Annotated in this window: 18 protein-coding genes; 3 read left to right on the top strand and 15 right to left on the bottom strand. The window is 71.4% G+C overall.

The genetic code is table 11. The annotated features are described in order from the left end of the window. Window positions 1-329 precede the first annotated feature (329 nt). The 8 genes from ABD976_RS29195 to ABD976_RS29160 form a co-directional block, all read right to left on the bottom strand. Window positions 330-1,154 (bottom strand): AAA family ATPase, encoded by an 825-nt coding sequence (locus tag ABD976_RS29195; protein ID WP_345368274.1) that lies wholly within the window; start codon window positions 1,152-1,154, stop codon window positions 330-332. Window positions 1,155-1,189: 35 nt separating this feature from the next. Next, entirely contained in the window at window positions 1,190-2,239 is a 1,050-nt protein-coding gene (locus ABD976_RS29190; RefSeq protein ID WP_345368273.1) for a DNA cytosine methyltransferase, read from the bottom strand. Window positions 2,240-2,251: 12 nt separating this feature from the next. Beyond that, window positions 2,252-2,791: a DNA cytosine methyltransferase gene (locus tag ABD976_RS29185; protein ID WP_345368272.1), complete on the bottom strand. Its 540-nt coding sequence runs from the start codon at window positions 2,789-2,791 to the stop codon at window positions 2,252-2,254. Window positions 2,792-2,852: 61 nt separating this feature from the next. Continuing rightward, complete coding sequence (locus tag ABD976_RS29180) at window positions 2,853-3,467, bottom strand: hypothetical protein (RefSeq protein ID WP_345368271.1); 615 nt, start codon at window positions 3,465-3,467, stop codon at window positions 2,853-2,855. A 106-nt stretch (window positions 3,468-3,573) separates the two neighbouring features. Next, window positions 3,574-3,948: a hypothetical protein gene (locus ABD976_RS29175; RefSeq protein WP_345368270.1), complete on the bottom strand. Its 375-nt coding sequence runs from the start codon at window positions 3,946-3,948 to the stop codon at window positions 3,574-3,576. Between the two features lie 25 nt (window positions 3,949-3,973). Beyond that, window positions 3,974-4,543: a hypothetical protein gene (locus ABD976_RS29170; protein ID WP_345368269.1), complete on the bottom strand. Its 570-nt coding sequence runs from the start codon at window positions 4,541-4,543 to the stop codon at window positions 3,974-3,976. Between the two features lie 231 nt (window positions 4,544-4,774). Then, the gene (locus tag ABD976_RS29165) at window positions 4,775-5,158 is read right to left on the bottom strand and encodes a hypothetical protein (RefSeq protein ID WP_345368268.1); all 384 of its coding nucleotides are present in this window, start codon (window positions 5,156-5,158) and stop codon (window positions 4,775-4,777) included. Between the two features lie 30 nt (window positions 5,159-5,188). Beyond that, window positions 5,189-5,476 (bottom strand): hypothetical protein, encoded by a 288-nt coding sequence (locus tag ABD976_RS29160; RefSeq protein ID WP_345368267.1) that lies wholly within the window; start codon window positions 5,474-5,476, stop codon window positions 5,189-5,191. Window positions 5,477-5,585: 109 nt separating this feature from the next. On the opposite strand from ABD976_RS29160, the gene ABD976_RS29155 reads away from it, so the two are divergent. Further along, a complete protein-coding gene (locus ABD976_RS29155) occupies window positions 5,586-5,810 on the top strand; it encodes a hypothetical protein (protein WP_345368266.1) in 225 nt (74 codons plus the stop codon). A gap of 326 nt (window positions 5,811-6,136) precedes the next feature. On the opposite strand, the gene ABD976_RS29150 is transcribed toward ABD976_RS29155, so the two are convergent. The 4 genes from ABD976_RS29150 to ABD976_RS29135 form a co-directional block, all read right to left on the bottom strand. Next, window positions 6,137-7,144, bottom strand: a complete 1,008-nt coding sequence (locus tag ABD976_RS29150; RefSeq protein WP_345368265.1) for a ParB/RepB/Spo0J family partition protein — start codon at window positions 7,142-7,144, stop codon at window positions 6,137-6,139. Next, window positions 7,144-7,857 carry a ParA family protein gene (locus ABD976_RS29145; RefSeq protein ID WP_345368264.1) on the bottom strand — a complete coding sequence of 238 codons (714 nt, stop codon included), beginning with the start codon at window positions 7,855-7,857 and terminating at the stop codon, window positions 7,144-7,146. Before ABD976_RS29145 ends, ABD976_RS29150 begins: the two co-directional genes overlap by 1 nt. Before the next feature lie 165 nt (window positions 7,858-8,022). Continuing rightward, entirely contained in the window at window positions 8,023-8,799 is a 777-nt protein-coding gene (locus ABD976_RS29140; RefSeq protein WP_345368263.1) for a nucleotidyl transferase AbiEii/AbiGii toxin family protein, read from the bottom strand. Further along, the gene (locus ABD976_RS29135) at window positions 8,796-9,521 is read right to left on the bottom strand and encodes a helix-turn-helix domain-containing protein (RefSeq protein ID WP_345368261.1); all 726 of its coding nucleotides are present in this window, start codon (window positions 9,519-9,521) and stop codon (window positions 8,796-8,798) included. Before ABD976_RS29135 ends, ABD976_RS29140 begins: the two co-directional genes overlap by 4 nt. A 2,001-nt stretch (window positions 9,522-11,522) precedes the next feature. On the opposite strand from ABD976_RS29135, the gene ABD976_RS29130 reads away from it, so the two are divergent. Then, a complete protein-coding gene (locus tag ABD976_RS29130; protein WP_345368260.1) occupies window positions 11,523-11,978 on the top strand; it encodes a MerR family transcriptional regulator in 456 nt (151 codons plus the stop codon). Between the two features lie 36 nt (window positions 11,979-12,014). Further along, entirely contained in the window at window positions 12,015-12,539 is a 525-nt protein-coding gene (locus ABD976_RS29125) for a hypothetical protein (RefSeq protein WP_345368259.1), read from the top strand. Window positions 12,540-12,790: 251 nt separating this feature from the next. Here the strand turns inward: ABD976_RS29125 and ABD976_RS29120 are convergent, their stop codons facing one another. The 3 genes from ABD976_RS29120 to ABD976_RS29110 all read right to left on the bottom strand — a co-directional run bounded on the left by ABD976_RS29120 (window position 12,791) and on the right by ABD976_RS29110 (window position 15,724). Then, window positions 12,791-13,726, bottom strand: coding sequence for a DnaB-like helicase C-terminal domain-containing protein (locus ABD976_RS29120; protein WP_345368258.1), 936 nt, complete (start codon window positions 13,724-13,726; stop codon window positions 12,791-12,793). A gap of 170 nt (window positions 13,727-13,896) precedes the next feature. Beyond that, window positions 13,897-15,282 carry a replicative DNA helicase gene (dnaB, locus tag ABD976_RS29115; RefSeq protein WP_345368257.1) on the bottom strand — a complete coding sequence of 462 codons (1,386 nt, stop codon included), beginning with the start codon at window positions 15,280-15,282 and terminating at the stop codon, window positions 13,897-13,899. A gap of 67 nt (window positions 15,283-15,349) precedes the next feature. After that, window positions 15,350-15,724 carry a hypothetical protein gene (locus tag ABD976_RS29110; RefSeq protein ID WP_345368256.1) on the bottom strand — a complete coding sequence of 125 codons (375 nt, stop codon included), beginning with the start codon at window positions 15,722-15,724 and terminating at the stop codon, window positions 15,350-15,352. Between the last annotated feature and the right edge of the window lie 180 nt (window positions 15,725-15,904).

Below are 15,904 nucleotides of genomic sequence, written 5' to 3'. Positions count from 1 at the left end.
GGCCGGAACTTCGCCCGCGCCGACTTCACATAGCCCAGCGCGATCTCCAGCCGCCGCCACGAATTCCGGACCATCGGCCGGATTGTGGCGCCGAACGGTCGCCAGTCTCATGCCGGGCTGATCGGTGCCGCCGCAGAGCACCACCGCCCCCAGCCCGGTCCGCAAAGACCGGTGACCAGCCTGTACAGCACCGCCGATGCTCAGGTTTCCGGGTACGGGCCGCCCGGCGAGCGGTCGGGGCGGCATCGGCAAGGGTGACGCCGCCGAGCGTGGCGACACGCCTCCGGGGCCGGTCCCGTGGCAGGGACCGGCCCCGGAGAGCGCGCGGTTCAGACGGTGGTGATGGTGACCGGGAACGCACCTGGTGCGGGGGTGTCGATGTAGGTCACTTCCCAGTCCGGTCCGGGCCGGTCCAGCAGCGCCCAGCAGCGCCGCAACGCCGCCGGGTCCAGGAGGGGACAGTCCCCGATGAGGGCCTCCTCGGCGGTGAACGCGGCCACGGCGCGCTCCAGCGGCGGGTGCCCGAGCACCAGCATCTCGCCATCGTCGCCGGCGTGGGACACATGCAGTCCGTGCTGGACCGACATCACGGCGACCATGCTGGCCGGAGCGTCCCGGTAGGTGCCGCTGGTGTCCCGCCGCTGGGACAGCCCGTCCCACTCGACACGGTCCCATCCCTCCGCGGTCAGGGCCGGGGCGGCGAGGGTGACCGCGGCGTGGGCCCGCCGCACCACCCCGTCCGGGACACGGCGGGGCCAGCCGCAGCCGGGACACGGGGTGGCGTCCCGCCGGGCGTTGCGGGCCAGCACCGTGGCCAGCTCCGGCAGGACGACCAGCGCGGTGGCCCGGGCCCCGTGCGCGGCGGCCAGCTCGAGCAGCAGCCTGCGGTGCTCGGCGACGGTGTTGGTGGCGTCCCAGACCACCGTGGCCCCGGCGCGCAACGCCGCGCGTGCCCGCTCGGTGGCCCGGGCGACCGCGGCCGGGGTAGCGGCCTGGTCGGCCGGGCAGCACCCGGCCACACCCCGCTCGGCATCGAGACTGATCACCACCGCACCGGGCCGGACCCGGGCAGCGACGGTGGACTTGCCCGCCCCGGGCGGGCCGACCAAGGCGAACAGCTCGGGGACAGTGGTGTGCAGGGCATGTTTGGCCACGGGGGCTCCTTCGCTGGATGGTTCGTGGTGGACGATCACGGATGCGTTCGAGCCGGGGATGCTGTGGTGTGGCGGGAAATATCTTCACCGGTCACGGCTTCGACGAGGGCGCAGCCCAGCAGTTCGGAGACCGGCGGGGTGACTGCGTTGCCGTAACCGCGGACCTGCGCCCGGTTCGAGCCCTTGACCTTGTACCCGGAGGCGAACGCCATTCCGGCGGCGATCTCGCGCGGCGAGAGCATGCGGTACGTGCAGTCCTCGACCGCTGGCAGTTCACGATCGACCGAGATCAGCGCGTAGCGATCCTTCGTGGTCAGGGTCCCCATCGGCTCGGACACCTGCTGGGTCGAGCCGTTGGAGTAGTAGGCCACCAGCATCTGCTCGCGGCGCATGCCGTCGTGGCCGGGTGGGGTGACCAGGCCGTGGTGGTAGCCGTCGGCGCTGAAGGTCGCCAGCGGCTGGTCGACGCCGTAAGCGCAGCGCTTCGAGCCGCCGCCGCGCAGCGTCGTCATGAACGGCGGGATCGTGGCCGGAGGCAGCACCAGGCCGGTCTCCTGGCGGCAGGTCTGGGTCCGCAGTGTCGCGGTGACGGGGTAGGCGGTGTTGCCGCCGGTCCGGGCTGCCAGCGGCACCGCCAGCGGTGGCAGCACCAGCCCGTCTGCTTCACGGGTGGTGCGGGTCGGCATCGGCTCGGTGACCGAGGTCGCGTGCGCACGCCAGGTGCCGCCGGCGGGGGCCAGAAGCGGGTCCGCGGCGTACTTGGCGATCCCGGCACGGATCCGTTCCATCGTGGCGGCCTTGAGCGGCTTGGCGCGCTCGCCGATCCGCTGCCCCGGATCCAGTGACCAGTCGATCGCGTACGCCGCGGGCATCACCTCCGGTTCGATGACGCGGTTCCGGCACGCCGTGCGTGGGCACCGGTAGACGTACTGGGTGCGGTAGCGGCCCATGTCGGTGTTGGACTTCTTCCACACCTGCAGCGCGTCGACGTGCTGCCCGCAGTCCGGGCACCACGCCCGGGGCCGCAGCCACTTGTCCCAGTCCGGGTCACGACCGAGCCGGTCCGACCAGTACGCCAGGTACAAGCGGTCCCGTGACTACGGCGCCCACCGAGTGGTGCGTGGTGCGGCGTGCATGGAGTTCAGCGCGATCAGCCGCGTGCGGTACCCGGCGAGCTCGATGCGCTTGCGCCAGTGTCCCCACTGGTCCCACTTGCGGCACTCGGTTACGTTCTCGACGACTCCGGCGAGCACGGGCCTGCCACGCAGGTTCATCGCTTCGAGGTAGCGGGGGATCTCCTGCATCAGGGCTCGTGCGCGGGCAACGTAGGGGTCGACGATCTGTTCGTCGAACAGCACTCCCTGGGTGGAGTGGTCGAAATCCCTGCGTACACCGCGCGCGTTGGACCACGGTGGGCAACTCGGACTGGCCCAGAACAGGTCGGCCGAAGGGAAGCGTGCGATGTCTTCCTTGGCGACGTCACCGCAGTAGTGGTCGGCGTCCGGGAAGTTCATTCCGTGGACCTCGACGGACAGCTCGTCGTGGTTGGCGGCCATCACCAGGTCAACACCGGGGACAGCGGCGAATCCCTGGCTGGACCCACCCCAGCCCGCGAACTCGTCATACAGCGTGAGCACAGCACGTTCTCCTTCTCCGCCCTGCCCGCCCCCTCGCGTCGAAGAGGCGGGCAGGGTGGGGTCAGCGGCGGCGGGCGAGCCGGGCGGCGACGGCGGTGGTGACGGCCGCGCCAGCGAGGACCTGCACCCAGGTGTGCAGCGCCTGGTCCATCAGCGCGCGCCCGGTCGAGGGGTTGGCGTTGTCGTGCGCGTGCGTGCCGACGATCCGGCCGTACTCGTCGCGGTCGACCATCGGAGTGCCGTCCAGGGCGGCATCGACGAGGTACATGCGGCGGACGGCCTCGGTCTCGCCATCGGACTCGTCGATCACACCGACGACCGGGCGGGGCCCGCCGAGCGCGTGGAACCCGCCCTTGCCGGTCGACTCCGCCAGCCACCGCAGCAGGCGGCCGTCATCGACCAGCACGTGGAGCACGACCTCAACCGAGGTCCCGGCGAGCTGGGCCAACAGCGGGACCCGCAGCCCGGCGGTGGCACACACGCCGATCCGCGTGGCCAGCTGCGCGAGACCGTAGGTCGCACCGTGGGCCGCCAGCGCCCGACGCCCCTCCGGGCTCCGGGTCTGCTTGTACCGCGCGCACCAGTCGGACTGGACAACGTAGTCGCCACCGCCGTGGCTGGTCAGTGACCCGATCGCGCTCAGGCTGAACACGAGCGGGCGGTAGGTCTCGGACACGGAAGCCTCCATGAACGGCAGGGATGCGCCCGGTCGGGCGCGGGCAGAACACGGACCTCTCGGCGACCGGGGCGGGGCCGTGTTCTGCACGAGCAGACCGGGAGAGTCAGGCGGCGAACGGGTCGCCGCGCTCGTGGGCGGGCGCGATCACCGCGACGGCGCGCTGCAGCTCGGCCTCCTGCCGCCACCGTCGCGCCGCATCGCGCTGCGCCCGGCCGAGCCCGAGATCGTCGCGGTAGTCCTCCCAGGCCAGGGCCGCCAGATCGCAGGCATCAGCGATCCGGTCGCAGGCCTGCGCCAGGGCGACCCGCTCCCCCACGGTCAGCGGGCCGGAGGCGGTGGTGGTGCGCTGGTAGTAGAGCTCGTGGTCGGGTTCGACGGCGCGCAGCACCTGTCGGGACGTGGCCAGCGCCGCCTCGTAGCGGACACGGTCGTCGGGGCTGCCGATCACGGCGGGGTTCGGGCGGCGGGACTCGGACACGACGATCTCCTCTCGAACGGGACGATCAGGCACGCGAGCGCAGGACGTCCTGGTCATGACGCACGCCGGCCACCGGCAGGCCGGTGCGGCGGCTGATCTCGGGCGGACTGATGCCCTGCCGCAGCAGCACGGCGACCGCGGCGCGCCGGTCCACCCGCCGCAGCACCGCCGGCGGGTCACCGGCCAGCAGCCGCTGCACCGCACTGGCATCGACCTCCCCGGCGGAGTCCGGGGCCTCAGCGGCAGGTGCGGGCCCGGCGGGATCCGGGTCGTGGTCGATGTCGTCCCACCACAGCGGTGGACGGTGACCGGCCGCCGCAGCGCGGGCGCGGGTCCGCGCCGACGGGCCCGGCGTCATGCACAACTGCTCGTAGAGCGCGGCCACACGGCGGGCGGTGACCGCGCTGATGGTCGGGCGCCGGTGGTACATCCACGTCAGCCCGTACCGGTAGCCCAACCGCGCCGCCAGCTCCTTCTCGGGCCACCCCAGCGCATACAGCGCCTGGATCCGGCGCCGCACCCCCACAGCCGGGACCCGGCCCGGCCGCACCAGGTCGAGACGGCCCAGCGCCCACGCGTTCTTATAGCGAGCCACATCCGCCCGCGCCGCCTCGCACCGGCACCCATGATTGCGGTACGCGCTACGCGTGCCATGCCGCGCCGCCGAACAGGTTCCGGACACACCCACCACCTCCAGGGAGGACAGACCACGGGATCAACGACTCCGGCAGATCACCGGGGTCAGGACGTGCCCTGGTCCCGTCCTGAACGGCGCCACGACACCCGCAGGCGGGGCTCGCGGTGACCAAGGCTCCGCGGAGTGGGGCTACTTCCACGCCACGAGCACGGCCAGCAGCCGCGCGTAGGAGACGAACGAATCCACGTCCGTCCAACAGCGCTCAGGACGTTCCAGTCGCACAGCGTTCCGGACAGCCTGCATCGTCAACGACGCCTCCCGCGCCGCGGCCGGGAAGGCGTTCTCCAAGCAGAGCACCAGCCGTCCCCTCTCGCCGAGGTCCGGCCTCCCGGCGTACCGGGCCGGGTCGACGAGGGGTGCCAGCACGGCCTCGGCGATCCCGAGCGGGGAGCCGTGCCACCGGCCGCAGTCAGAAGGGCGGTCCAGCGCGCAGTCCTCGTAGGACCGGAACATGACCTCCAGCGTCGCCCGAACCGGGCTCTCCGCCTTCGTGGTCGCCGTCGTGGTCGTCATCGGTACCTCCTCCACACACTGTTCGGACACTCAGAGGTCGTCGCGGGCGATCCCGGCCAGCACCGCCCAGCCCGCACCGGCCCCGACAATCCGGTCCGCCGTGCGGTCATCCACCAGCGCCACCACCCGAGCGAACCGGGCGACGACCACGTCCCGGTCGGCGTCACGGTCGGGGTCGAGGTGGTGGCACAGCGCCCCGAACGCCCCGTCCGGGGCCTCGGCGTACTCACCCGCGAGCACATCCCGGACATCCGCCATCTCCAGCGGGACCTGACGAAGCTCGTCGAGAACGAGATCGGCAACAGCAGCACGACGCATGGGGTTCCTCCTGCCGGTATGCCACATTGATGTGGCCACATGAATGTGGCATACCGGTGTGGCGACGTCAACCACTCATGTGGCCACATCCGTGTGGCACCCTCCCGATATGGACGCAGAACAGGCCCGCGACGAGATCCGCCACGCACGGCAGCAACTGACCGAGGCCGAGGACGCCGCCGCGCAGGCACGGGAGGACTTCCACTCATTGATCGCCGAGGTCATGCGTGACCGCGCTCTGCCACGCGATTCCGAGCTCGTGGACCTGACCGGCTACCGACGGGAGCACTTGCGCCGCATCGCACGCGCCGCAGGGGTGCCCCCGCGGCGCTGAACATGGCGCGTTCACCGCGTTACCAAGCACCCGAAGAGGAGCGGCGCGCGCCGCGAGGGGCGGCGGTTGGTAACGGCGTTAACAACCTCAGACCGCGGTTCGGGACGGCCAGCGTCCTGTCGGGCTTGTTAACGCGGTTACCAAGGTCCGGCGCTGCGGGCACCGCCGCAGGACGAGGGCGAGGTTGGTAACGGCGTTAACAGCTCGCCGCGGCCGGCGCCTGCGTGGAGGTTCCATCGTGGACGTGTTCACGGCGTTACCACGGTGCCGGACACGAGCGGGCCAGCACGCATTCGCGTGCTGGCCCGCTCGTGCTGGTGCGGCCGTCAGATGGCGAGCAGCTCGACGAGCTGGCGACGTTGCTCCTCGGTGTACTCCCGCTCGATGAGCTCGGCGAGCGCGAACGGGTCCCCGGGAAGCTGCGATGCCGGAGTGGCCACCGCCGTCGGCTGCGGTGCGGGCTCGGTGACGGTGTCCGGTGCGGACATCAGTGGAGAGCCGAACGGGTCCTCCACCGCGACCGGTGCGGGGCGTTCCTTGGTAACGGCGTTAACAGCCACCGGCTCCTCGGCCGGCCCGGCAGGGGTCGGTGTGGCCGGGGGCTGGTCGAGGTTGGTGCGTTGGTAGGTGCTGGTGTCGCCGGGAACGACCCCCGCGGCCGGGGCCGGTTTGGGTTTGTCGGCGTAGGGCGGCCCGGCCTCGTAGGCGCTCATCTGCTTGGCTTGCGGGAGCTTCGCGAGGTCCCGGGCGTCGGCGATCTTGAGTTCCCCGGCGTCCACAGCGGTCTGCAGCTGCGGCACGAGCTGCAGCAGCGACAGCCGCTGGTGCACGTAGACGTGGGTCTTGCCGATGCGTTTGCCGACTTCGCGGGTGGTGCCGTAGCGGTCCTTGAGCTGCTGGAGCTCGTGTGCTTCCCGTACCGGGGGCAGGGGCTCGCGCTGGATGTTCTCGATGATGCCGATCTCGATGATCGACGGCACCTGTTCGTCGGTGACATGCACGAGGAGCTCGGCGACACCGGCCTTCTCGCAGGCGGCGTGACGCCGGTTCCCGGCCAGCACGACCCATTGCGCCGCGCCGATGGCCTCGGCATGGTCAGGCCGGTGGGCAAGGTAGGACTCGCGGCTGGCGACCGTGGCCGGCTGCAGCTGGCCCATCTCGGCAATGGAGTCGGCGAGCTCGGCGACGTCCAGCGAGCTCGGGCGCGGGTTGTCGGGGCGGCGAGCGCATTGGTCGACCGGTACTCGCGTGGGCGGCACGTTGGCCGAGGCGGGGTCGGTGACGTTCATCGGTCCGCCCGGGGCGAGTTCGACGAACGACTTGCGGCGGCCCATCAGTTCCTCCGTCCCGTGGCCAGCTCCAGGGCGAGTTCGTTGAAATCCTGCCGGGCTTCCTTGCCGATGCGGTTGCGGGGGTACTGGGTGACGACCAGCCCTTCGACCGAGGCTCGGGTGTGCAGCTTGTAGCGGCGGATGATGGTGCCGGCCATCGACCACCCCTTGGCCCGGATATAGGCAAGGGTGTCGTCGAGGTCAGCGCGTCCGTCGCGGGGGTCCCAGTTGTTGATCACTAGGCGGAACGGCAGGCCGCGGGGACGCAGGATGCCCTCGATGAGCCGGTCGGTGGCGTCGAAAGCCAGCGGCTCCGGCGGGATCGGCACCAGCACTTCGCCGTCGCCGTCTTCCAGGTTGTCGAGCACGGCGGCCAGGATGTGGCCCTGCTCGAGGCTGCCGGGGGTGTCGACGAAAACGTCGCTGTACTGCTCCAGGGTGCGCAGCTTGGCCAGCTGCTCAGGGTTCTCGTGGGCCTGCACGTAGTCGAACGGCAACCCGTTCTCGCCGACCCGTTCGGCCCACCAGGTGCTCGAGCCCTGCGGGTCGGTGGAGACCACCAGTACCGGCGGGTCCTCGATCTCCTCACCTTGCTCCACGCGGTGCCGCGCATCCGGTGGGAGCTGGACCTGAACGGTCACGGCGGCGAGGTTGACGGCGATCGTGGTTTTCCCGACGCCGCCCTTCTGATTGGCGATGACATGCACTCTGGCCATGGGATGCTCCGTGATTCCCTCGCGGTACTTCGGATCACCACGAAGCCTCTCATGCCGTCCCCCGGCACCAGAGCGACACGCCCCTGTTCACCGCCAGGCCCCCTTCCCGGAGCGGGAAACAGCTTTCATGGGGCTGCGCCGCGCCTCGTGGCCACCGGTACGGGGTCAGGCGTGGCGGAGTTGTTCCCAGGCCAGGAACGCGTCCTCGGCGTGGTCGCCGAGTTTGGTCCAGCTGGGGTGGTTGCGGTCGTCGAGAGCGGTGACCGACGTGCCGAAACGTGGATCGGGACGTGCCCTGGCGTCGAAGTAGGCGTCGGGGTCGTCGATGAGGGAGACCAGGAATGCGATGTCGTCGAGGTGGCGGGACTTCACACGGGACGTGCACTGGGGCAGCGACAGCGCGCGGACTTTGCCGACCAGGGCGCGGGGCAGGTCGGGCAGGTAGATCCGGCTGGTGCGGTCCCGGTAGGACACCTCGACGGGGTGGGCGTACTCGAGCGCCTTGGACCCGCCGGGCACGGCGACGGTCCGCCCGTGCGGCGACCGCAGGCGGAGCTCTATGCCGCGGTCACCGAGCCCGTCCGGCCCGAGGATGTCGACGACCATGCCGTCGCCGCGGATGTAGCGGTGGGCCAGGCCGTCCGGGCTGATGCCGTCGACGGTGTAGCCGAGCTCGGACAGCACCCGGTCGGCTTTGGTGATGCCTTCCAGTTCGGCGCGCAGGTCGAAGAGCAGGTCGACGTCCTCGGTGACCCGTGGTGGGACGCGTCCGGCGATCAGGCCGTGCAGGTAGACCATCTGGCCGCCGATGAGCACCCACGGGGTTGGGACGTGGTCGGCGAGGTCGAGCAGTGCGGGCCACAGGATCGCGTCGCGGTCGGCGTGGAGGTTCTCGGGCAGCCGGATCGCGCCCAGCGGCGGGCGCTGCGCGGCGGGGTTCACCGCGCTGCGGCCGGGGAGAGCTGGTCGAGCAGGTGGTGGGCGGCGCGGACGGAGCGTTCGTCGGCGTCGTCGAGCAGGTCGGCGGCCACGGCGGCTGCGGGGACTAGGGGGCTGCCGTCCTGGCCGTACCCGGCCTGCAGGCCGGGTGCGGAGGGGAAGTCGGGTACCACGTGCAGCACGACGTTGGGATCGGGCGAGTCGGGACGGGCGCGGCGGGCGGCGAGCAGCTCGTCGAACCGCGCCTGGGGCAGGTAGAGCTCGGCTTCGTCTCCGGCGGGCAGCAGGTCCAGGCCGTAGTGCGCGGCGGCGCTGATCCCGCCGGCGGCCACGCCGGGCTGGTCGCGCAGGCGGCGCAGCGTGCCGGGCAGCATCCGCACCGGGGCCCGTTCGGCGCGGTTGCGCAGCAGGTGGGGCCAGTCGGACCAGGGGCGGGAGCGGGCGTAGTGGCGGACGCGGGCGAGTTCGGTGGGGGAGACCCAGGCGGGACGGTGCCCGCTGACCCACCACAGCAGCGCCCAGGCCATCCGGGGTGACAAGGGCCGTCCCGCGTGCTTTGGGAGGTCGCGGCGACGCTGCACCGAGGCGGGGTCGAGCAGCAGGGCCCGGCCCGGGCGGGCCGCGCGGAGCTTTCCGTTGGCCACGAGTCCGCGGACACGGCGTGGGGAGACGCCGAGCATCGCGGCGCCCTGATCGACCCGGATCAGGCGCTGGTCCACGCTCATGGCTGCCTCCCCTTTCGCTCTGTGAATGCTCGAACAACACACACCATACACAGAATGGTTCCGCTAGCGGAACCATTCTGTGTATTTCCGCTGTTCAGGTGGCTGCGACTGTCCAGCATGTGCTCGACCGGCCGCTGGCCGCCACGTGGCGGCGGGCGGCCCATGGCCTCCTCGACCTGAGCGGTGCCTCCCCGGGTGGCGGCGCGGTGCCTGGTGCCTGGTCCGGTGCCCACCTCCGCTTGCCTCGCGGTGACCTCCCCGGCAGGCCCACCGGCCCGCGGGTCCCGTGGCCCGGTCCGCCTCGACGTGGTGGCGCCGTCAGCGCAGTCACCGTCACCCCGCGCCGGCGCGGGGCGCACGAGCCCGGGCCGGGGCAGGACGCGGCCGGGGTGGGGCTGTGCTGACCGGGGTGGTGCCGGGTGGCCGCCCGGGTGCCTGACCGGTGGCCGCCCGGGCATCCCCGGCTGCCGGGCACCGCCCCGCGGCCGCGCTCGCCAGCCGGGGCCGGTGCCCCGCTGCGGCGGGGGCTCGTGACCCGGCAGGTGCCCCCGTAGGTGACCGGCAGGTGCCCCTGCCGGTGGCCGGGTGGTTGCCCCTCCGGTGCCCGGAGTGTGGCCGGGCCGGTGGCCCCTCCGGTGCCGTGCTCCGGTGCCTGCCCGCCACCACGGCACGGGGCGGTGCGGTCGCGCACCGGCCGGCGCGGTGGCGCGCTCGGACCGGCGTCCGCGGCAGCCGGCGAACGGGCCGCGGCCCCGATTCCCGGACCCTTCGCCGGCGACCGTTCGTAGCAGGCGCGGGGCCGGCCGAGCACTCCGCCGCCAGGCGGCGGCTGGGGCTGATTTGGTCACCGAGGGTGGCTGCGCGAGGGGTGCAACCCGGGCTTGCGCAGCAGCTGCGCGGGGAGAGCGACCTGGGAAAACGCCTCGCGCGCGTGACACGTCGCTTAGGGGCGCCCGGAACAGCTTGCGGCTCCGCCCGCAATTGCGCAGGCCTCCCCGCGGGCGGGGCGGTCACCGTCCGCGAGAACGGCTTCCGGGGCGGCACTGGGGCCTCGACGGCTGTCCGGTCCGAATGAGCGAGCCCGGCGGCATGACCAGAAATCCGCATTTCGGCAGGTCACACCGCACACACCCAGAGCGTGCCGGGTGTTTTCGCTGGTCAGAGGCGCATTACTGGACGTTCAGGAATGCCGGTTCCTCGTGGCGGCACCGGCGCGCCGCGAGGCGGTCGCGCCGGCCCTCAGTCCTCGGCGGCACACGCCTCGCCCGGGGTAGTCCGGAGCACTGGGAGCGCCCGCTGACGACCAGGCACCGCCGGGTGGCGACTGGCCCCGCCCGGGCCGGAACCGGTGGGGCAGCACCGGAGACGGGCAGGGGCACCTCGGGGTCACCGGGCCGGGCACCGGCCGGGTAACCACAGGGCAACCCAGGGGGTCACCAGACCGGCAACCACGGGGGGCAACCCGGGCCAGGCACCCGGGCCTCCGCACCGGGGCGACCGCGCGCACCGTCGCGGAGGTTCCGTGCGCCTGCCCCGCCGGTAGCCAGACCGGGGGCACCCGGCCAGTAACCCGGGCGGGCACCGGCAACCGGCACGGCAGGCACCCGGTCGGCCCCCGGGTTCAGGCACCGGGCACGCGGTCAGTGGGTGGGTGCCATGACCGACGAGCACACCCGCCCGCCGAGGCCGGGCTCGCCCCTCGCCGAGGCCCGTCCGCGCCAGGTGCAGAGCGACCGCGACCGAGCCGACCGCGCGTTCCTGGGCGCGCTCGTCGATGTCCTCCGCTCTCGTGCCGGACCCTTCCGGCGCACCGGGACCGGCCCCGGATCCGGGCACGTCCGAAGGTGAAAGGAATCGACACGGACAGGCCGCGAAGTCATGGAGGTGAAGAGGGACGACCGGTTTCCTTTTCCCTCGCTTGAGTGATACGGACCACTACCGATCTACCCTGTTTTCGCTTATTTTGGGGTAGTTGAGTGCGGTTGGTAGGGGGTGACGATGATGGCTTCGGCTCTGGAGCGGGAGTACGAGCGGATCGAGGACACCTTCGACCGGGCCGAGGTGCTCGACCGGACCGCTGTCGAGGTCAGCTGGCAATTGCCGGAGCAGGCTCGGAAGATCCAGTCGGTCATGCGGGGGATGCTCGAGGATGTCCCGCCGGTGACGGTGGTGACCGCCAGCAGACTGCTGAACATCAACCGCAAGACCGTGGCCGAGTGGGCCGACCGGGGCCTGCTCATCGAGGTGCGCACGTTCGATGGGCGCCGGCGCCACTTCGAACCGATACGGCTGCACCAGGTCCGGCACGTGGTGCGCCAGCTCCACGCCGCAGGACAGTCCCGCCACCTCGTGGACACCATCTGGTACCACCTCGAGGACCAGACCGTCCTTGACCGCGAGGACCTGCGCACGAGCCTGCAGCAGATGCACGACGGCGACGTCGTCCAGGCCTACTGACCCCGGCCCGTCGGCCGCACGTGGCATTGTGATCATGTGCCCGTTGAAGTCGAGATGACCCGTTTGGCCCAGCGGCAGCGTGACCGGCTGCGCGGGGCGGTGCTGCGCAGCTACACCAACTGGCTGTCCCAGCTGAAACGGGAGGGCTGCCGGGCGATGGACTACCGGATGACCGGCGGCGGCGTCGAGCACCTGTGCGTGAAGCACCTGCGCGACAACTGGCGCGCCATCGTGGCCTTCCACAGCCGACACCACGCGGTGCTGCTGCTCCTGGGCCAGCACCTCGACCGCTCCCCGGAGCTCGACGTCTACACCCAGCTCTACCGGCTGGCCGACATCGACCGGCCCGACGGGCAACGCACCAAGCTGCCCTGCTGCGACGGCGACACCGGCCACCCGTGCTCCCCACGCACGCGAGGGTGGGCCGCCGCCGTGCTCGGGGTGACCGCCCCGCACGGCGTGCTCCCCACGCACGCGAAGGTGGGCCGGACCTCGAAGCGCTGCGTGGACGCGGCAAACGGTGCTCCCCACGCACGTGAGGGTGGGCCGTTCAGGACGTGATCACCGAGGACCGCTCAGGGGTGCTCCCCACGCACGTGAGGGTGGGCCGGTCCGTTCTTCGACCGGCACCGACTCCGGCTGGTACTCCCCCACGCACACGAGGGTGCCGTTCCTCGCCGAGCGAGGACTCGGCGTCCTGGTCGTGTGCTCCCATGCACGAGTGAGCGGGCCTGGTTGGCCGATTGTGGAGGGCTGTTCGGCTGCTCGACAGTGCAGGTGGTCCGCTTGTCACGAGCGCCCCACCTGCTGGTTCACCAGGTGGGGAAGCAGCTGGCTGCGCGTTCGGGGCGGGCGGCGTCGAGGATGTCCTGGCGGTGGCCGAGGAATCGGAACCAGCGGTCGCCGGTCTGGTGGCCGCGGTTGTGGGCGACGATGATTCGGAGTTCGCCTAGTCGGTGGGCTTCGGGGCCGCGGTTGAGCTGTTCTGTGGTGGCGCCGAATTCGGGGCGGTGCAACAGCCACACCTGGTGGGCATCCAGAGATTCGACCTTTCCCAGGTCGTCGAGTCGGGGTGTGGGGTCGGGGCGCTGGGCGGAGGCGCGGTTGAGCTGCATGGTCAGCACCACCGGGATGGCCAGCTCCTTCGCGAGGAGTTTCGCGGCGCGGGACATCTCGGCGACTTGGCGCTCGCGGGTGGTGTTGCCGCCGGTGGTAGGGGCGTCGATGACGATGAGCTCGACGCCGTTGCGGCGGCGGTAGGTCTGGGCGGTGGCCTTGATCTGCTCCGTGCTCAGTGGGGCGTCGTCCTCGACGTAGAGCGGGGCTGAGGCCAGTTCGGGGAGCTTGTTGCGGATGCGCTGCTGGTCGAGGTTGGTGAGCTGCTTGTTGCGGATGCGGTCGTGGTCGACGCCGGTCTCGGCGGACACCACGCGGTCGAGCAGCTCGGAGCGGCTCATCGCCGGGGAGAACACCAGCGCGGGCAAACCTTCACGGATGGCGGTGTGGCGGGCGAGCTTGAGTCCGAGCACGGTTGTGCCGGTCGACGGGCGCGCGGCGATGAGCACGAGTTCCCCGGCTCGGCAGCCGGTGGTCAGCGCGTCGAGGTCGTGTAGCCCGGTGGTCAGCGCCCGGCTGGGCTCTCCATCGATCTTGGTGGCGAACCAGTGCTCCAGGGAGGCGCCGATCGGCTCGGGTTCGCAACCGGCCGGGGCAGCTGCGACGTTGGGGTGGTCCCCCGGGGTCGTCACCAGGCCGCCTCCCATCGGAACTCGGTCGCCTCGCGTCCTGCTGCGGAGATGGGGCAGGTTAGCGCGCTGTCACTGCTGGGCTTCGCGGAGGTATCGGTACGTGATCTGCGGTTTTCACGGTGTGTCCGGCCCAACGGGCCGGACACACCGGAAAGATCACCAGTCCGTGTTCAGTCAGGGTGGGCCATGTCGACGAAGCGGCTGTAGTGCAGCTGGTGGGCGACGGTGACCGTGCCGGTCGGTCCGGAGCGGCTCTTGGCCAGGATGAGGTCGGCCTCGCCCATCCGCGGGTCGTCGCGTTCGAAGGCGTCGGGGCGGTGGATCAGGATCACAAGATCACTATCCTGTTCCAGGCTTCCGCTTTCGCGCAGGTCAGCGATCTGCGGGCGTTTGTCGGGGCGCTTTTCGGCGTCGCGATTGAGCTGGGACAGCGCCACGACGGGGACGCCGAGGTCCTTGGCGAGGAGTTTGACGCTGCGGGAGATGTCGGAGACCTCCTGCTGGCGGTTCTCGGTGCGGCGGGCGCTGCTGGTCATGAGCTGGAGGTAGTCGACGATGACCAGGCCGAGCTCGGTGCCGCGGGCGGCGAGGGTCCGTTTCCATTTCCGGGCGCGGGCGGCCAGTTCGGTGGGGGTCAGAGCGGCGTTGTCATCGATGACCAGCGGGGCGTCGTCGAGATCGGCGACCCGGCGGGCCACACGGGTCCAGTCCTGGTCGCTCATGCGGCCGCCGCGCATGGCATCCAGGCGGACCTGGGTTTCGGCGGCCAGCAGCCGCATCGTCAGCTCGGAATGCGACATCTCCAGGGAGAACATCACCACACCGAGGTTCTGCCGCAGCGCGGCCGAGCGGGCGAAATCCATGGCCAGAGAGGATTTCCCCAATCCCGGGCGTGCGGCGACGGTGATCATCTGCCCGGGGTGGAATCCGGTGGTGAGGGCGTCGAGATCGAGGAATCCGGTGCTGATGCCGCGCTGTTCGCCGGCCTCGATGGCCTGCAGCTCATCGAGCGTGGAGGGCAGCAGGCCGCCGAGGAGCGAGCCGCTGGTGCCCGAGCGGCTGCGGAACTCGATGGCCTCCTGCAGACGGGCGTGGGCTCGTTCGAGGACGTGCTCGGCGTCGGCTCCGGGGACCGCGGCGTAGGACGTGATCGCTGAACCGGCCTCGCCGGTCTGGCGGAGGTCGGCGGCGTCGAGGACCTTCTCGGCGTAGTAGCCGGCGTTGGCCGCCGTGGGCACGCTGGCCAGCAGAGTGTGCAGGTAGGGCGCGTCGCCGATCTTGACGATTTCCCGGCGGCGGGTGAGCTCGCTGGCAACGGTGATGGCGTCGGCGGGCTCGCCGCGTTCGTAGAGGTCGCAGATGGCCTGGTAGATGGCTTGGTGGGCGGGGCGGTAGAAGTGTTCCGCGCGGAGTTGGTCGACGACGTCGGGGATGATCTCCGCGCTGAACATCATCGCGCCGAGCACGGACTGCTCCGCGGGGATGTCCTGCTGCGGCATGGGGCCGGGGTCCTGGTGGTACTGCGGATCGTCGCGGTCGATAATGGGTGCCGACATCAGAGTCCTTTCGGTGTCGTGGCCCGGCCGGTGGCTGTAGGAGGTGACCGGTCGGGCCGTTTGCTGTTCAGGCCGCGGAGTGGGCATGGGTGGTGCAGTCCGGGCTGCAGGCCAGGCCGTGCGGGGTTTTCACCGGCGGACGGCACTCCTGACACCAGGGCACGAATTCCGGCTCCGGGGCCGGTTCTGGGGCGGCGGACGCTTGCGTGGTGCTGGCTTCGGGGAGTTCGACGGGCAGGTTGTCGGGGTCGGCGAACCCGCCGATGACCCACCGCGGCGGGTTGGTGTGTGCGCTGCGGACCTTCGACTCGGCGTGAGCGCGCGCCTGCTCAAGAGAGATCCCGTGCTCGGTCATGGCAGCGCTGATCGCAGTCGTGACGCGGTTGAGCTCACCGACCGACAGGCTGTGCCCGGCCTCGGTCCAGGGCAGCCGGAGCACCATCTCGCGGACGTCGTGGTTTGGCGCGTCGGCGGTCGGACCGTCGGAGACGGCCGACGGCGCGCTCGCTCGATCGATCGAGCGAAGCTCTCTCGTAGAGAGAGCTTCGCTCTCTCTATCTAGGGCTCCCTCCCGGGGGGTACAGGATTGACCTGCGGAAATGTCGCCTGTACCTCCCGGGGG

It is taken from the genome of Saccharopolyspora cebuensis, from assembly GCF_039542665.1.
Taxonomy (GTDB): Bacteria; Actinomycetota; Actinomycetes; order Mycobacteriales; family Pseudonocardiaceae; genus Saccharopolyspora; species Saccharopolyspora cebuensis.
The sequence above is the reverse complement of the archived record's forward strand: the minus strand, read 5'-3'. Positions and strand labels throughout refer to the sequence as shown.

Coding starts and splice junctions, on each gene's coding strand:
- ABD976_RS29155 (WP_345368266.1), top strand. CDS start 5,586: ATGGACGCAGAACAGGCCCGCGACGAGATCCGCCACGCACGGCAGCAA.
- ABD976_RS29145 (WP_345368264.1), bottom strand. CDS start 7,857: ATGGCCAGAGTGCATGTCATCGCCAATCAGAAGGGCGGCGTCGGGAAA.
- dnaB (WP_345368257.1), bottom strand. CDS start 15,282: ATGTCGGCACCCATTATCGACCGCGACGATCCGCAGTACCACCAGGAC.
- ABD976_RS29110 (WP_345368256.1), bottom strand. CDS start 15,724: ATGGTGCTCCGGCTGCCCTGGACCGAGGCCGGGCACAGCCTGTCGGTC.
- ABD976_RS29160 (WP_345368267.1), bottom strand. CDS start 5,476: ATGCGTCGTGCTGCTGTTGCCGATCTCGTTCTCGACGAGCTTCGTCAG.
- ABD976_RS29135 (WP_345368261.1), bottom strand. CDS start 9,521: ATGAGCGTGGACCAGCGCCTGATCCGGGTCGATCAGGGCGCCGCGATG.
- ABD976_RS29165 (WP_345368268.1), bottom strand. CDS start 5,158: ATGACGACCACGACGGCGACCACGAAGGCGGAGAGCCCGGTTCGGGCG.
- ABD976_RS29150 (WP_345368265.1), bottom strand. CDS start 7,144: ATGGGCCGCCGCAAGTCGTTCGTCGAACTCGCCCCGGGCGGACCGATG.
- ABD976_RS29130 (WP_345368260.1), top strand. CDS start 11,523: ATGGCTTCGGCTCTGGAGCGGGAGTACGAGCGGATCGAGGACACCTTC.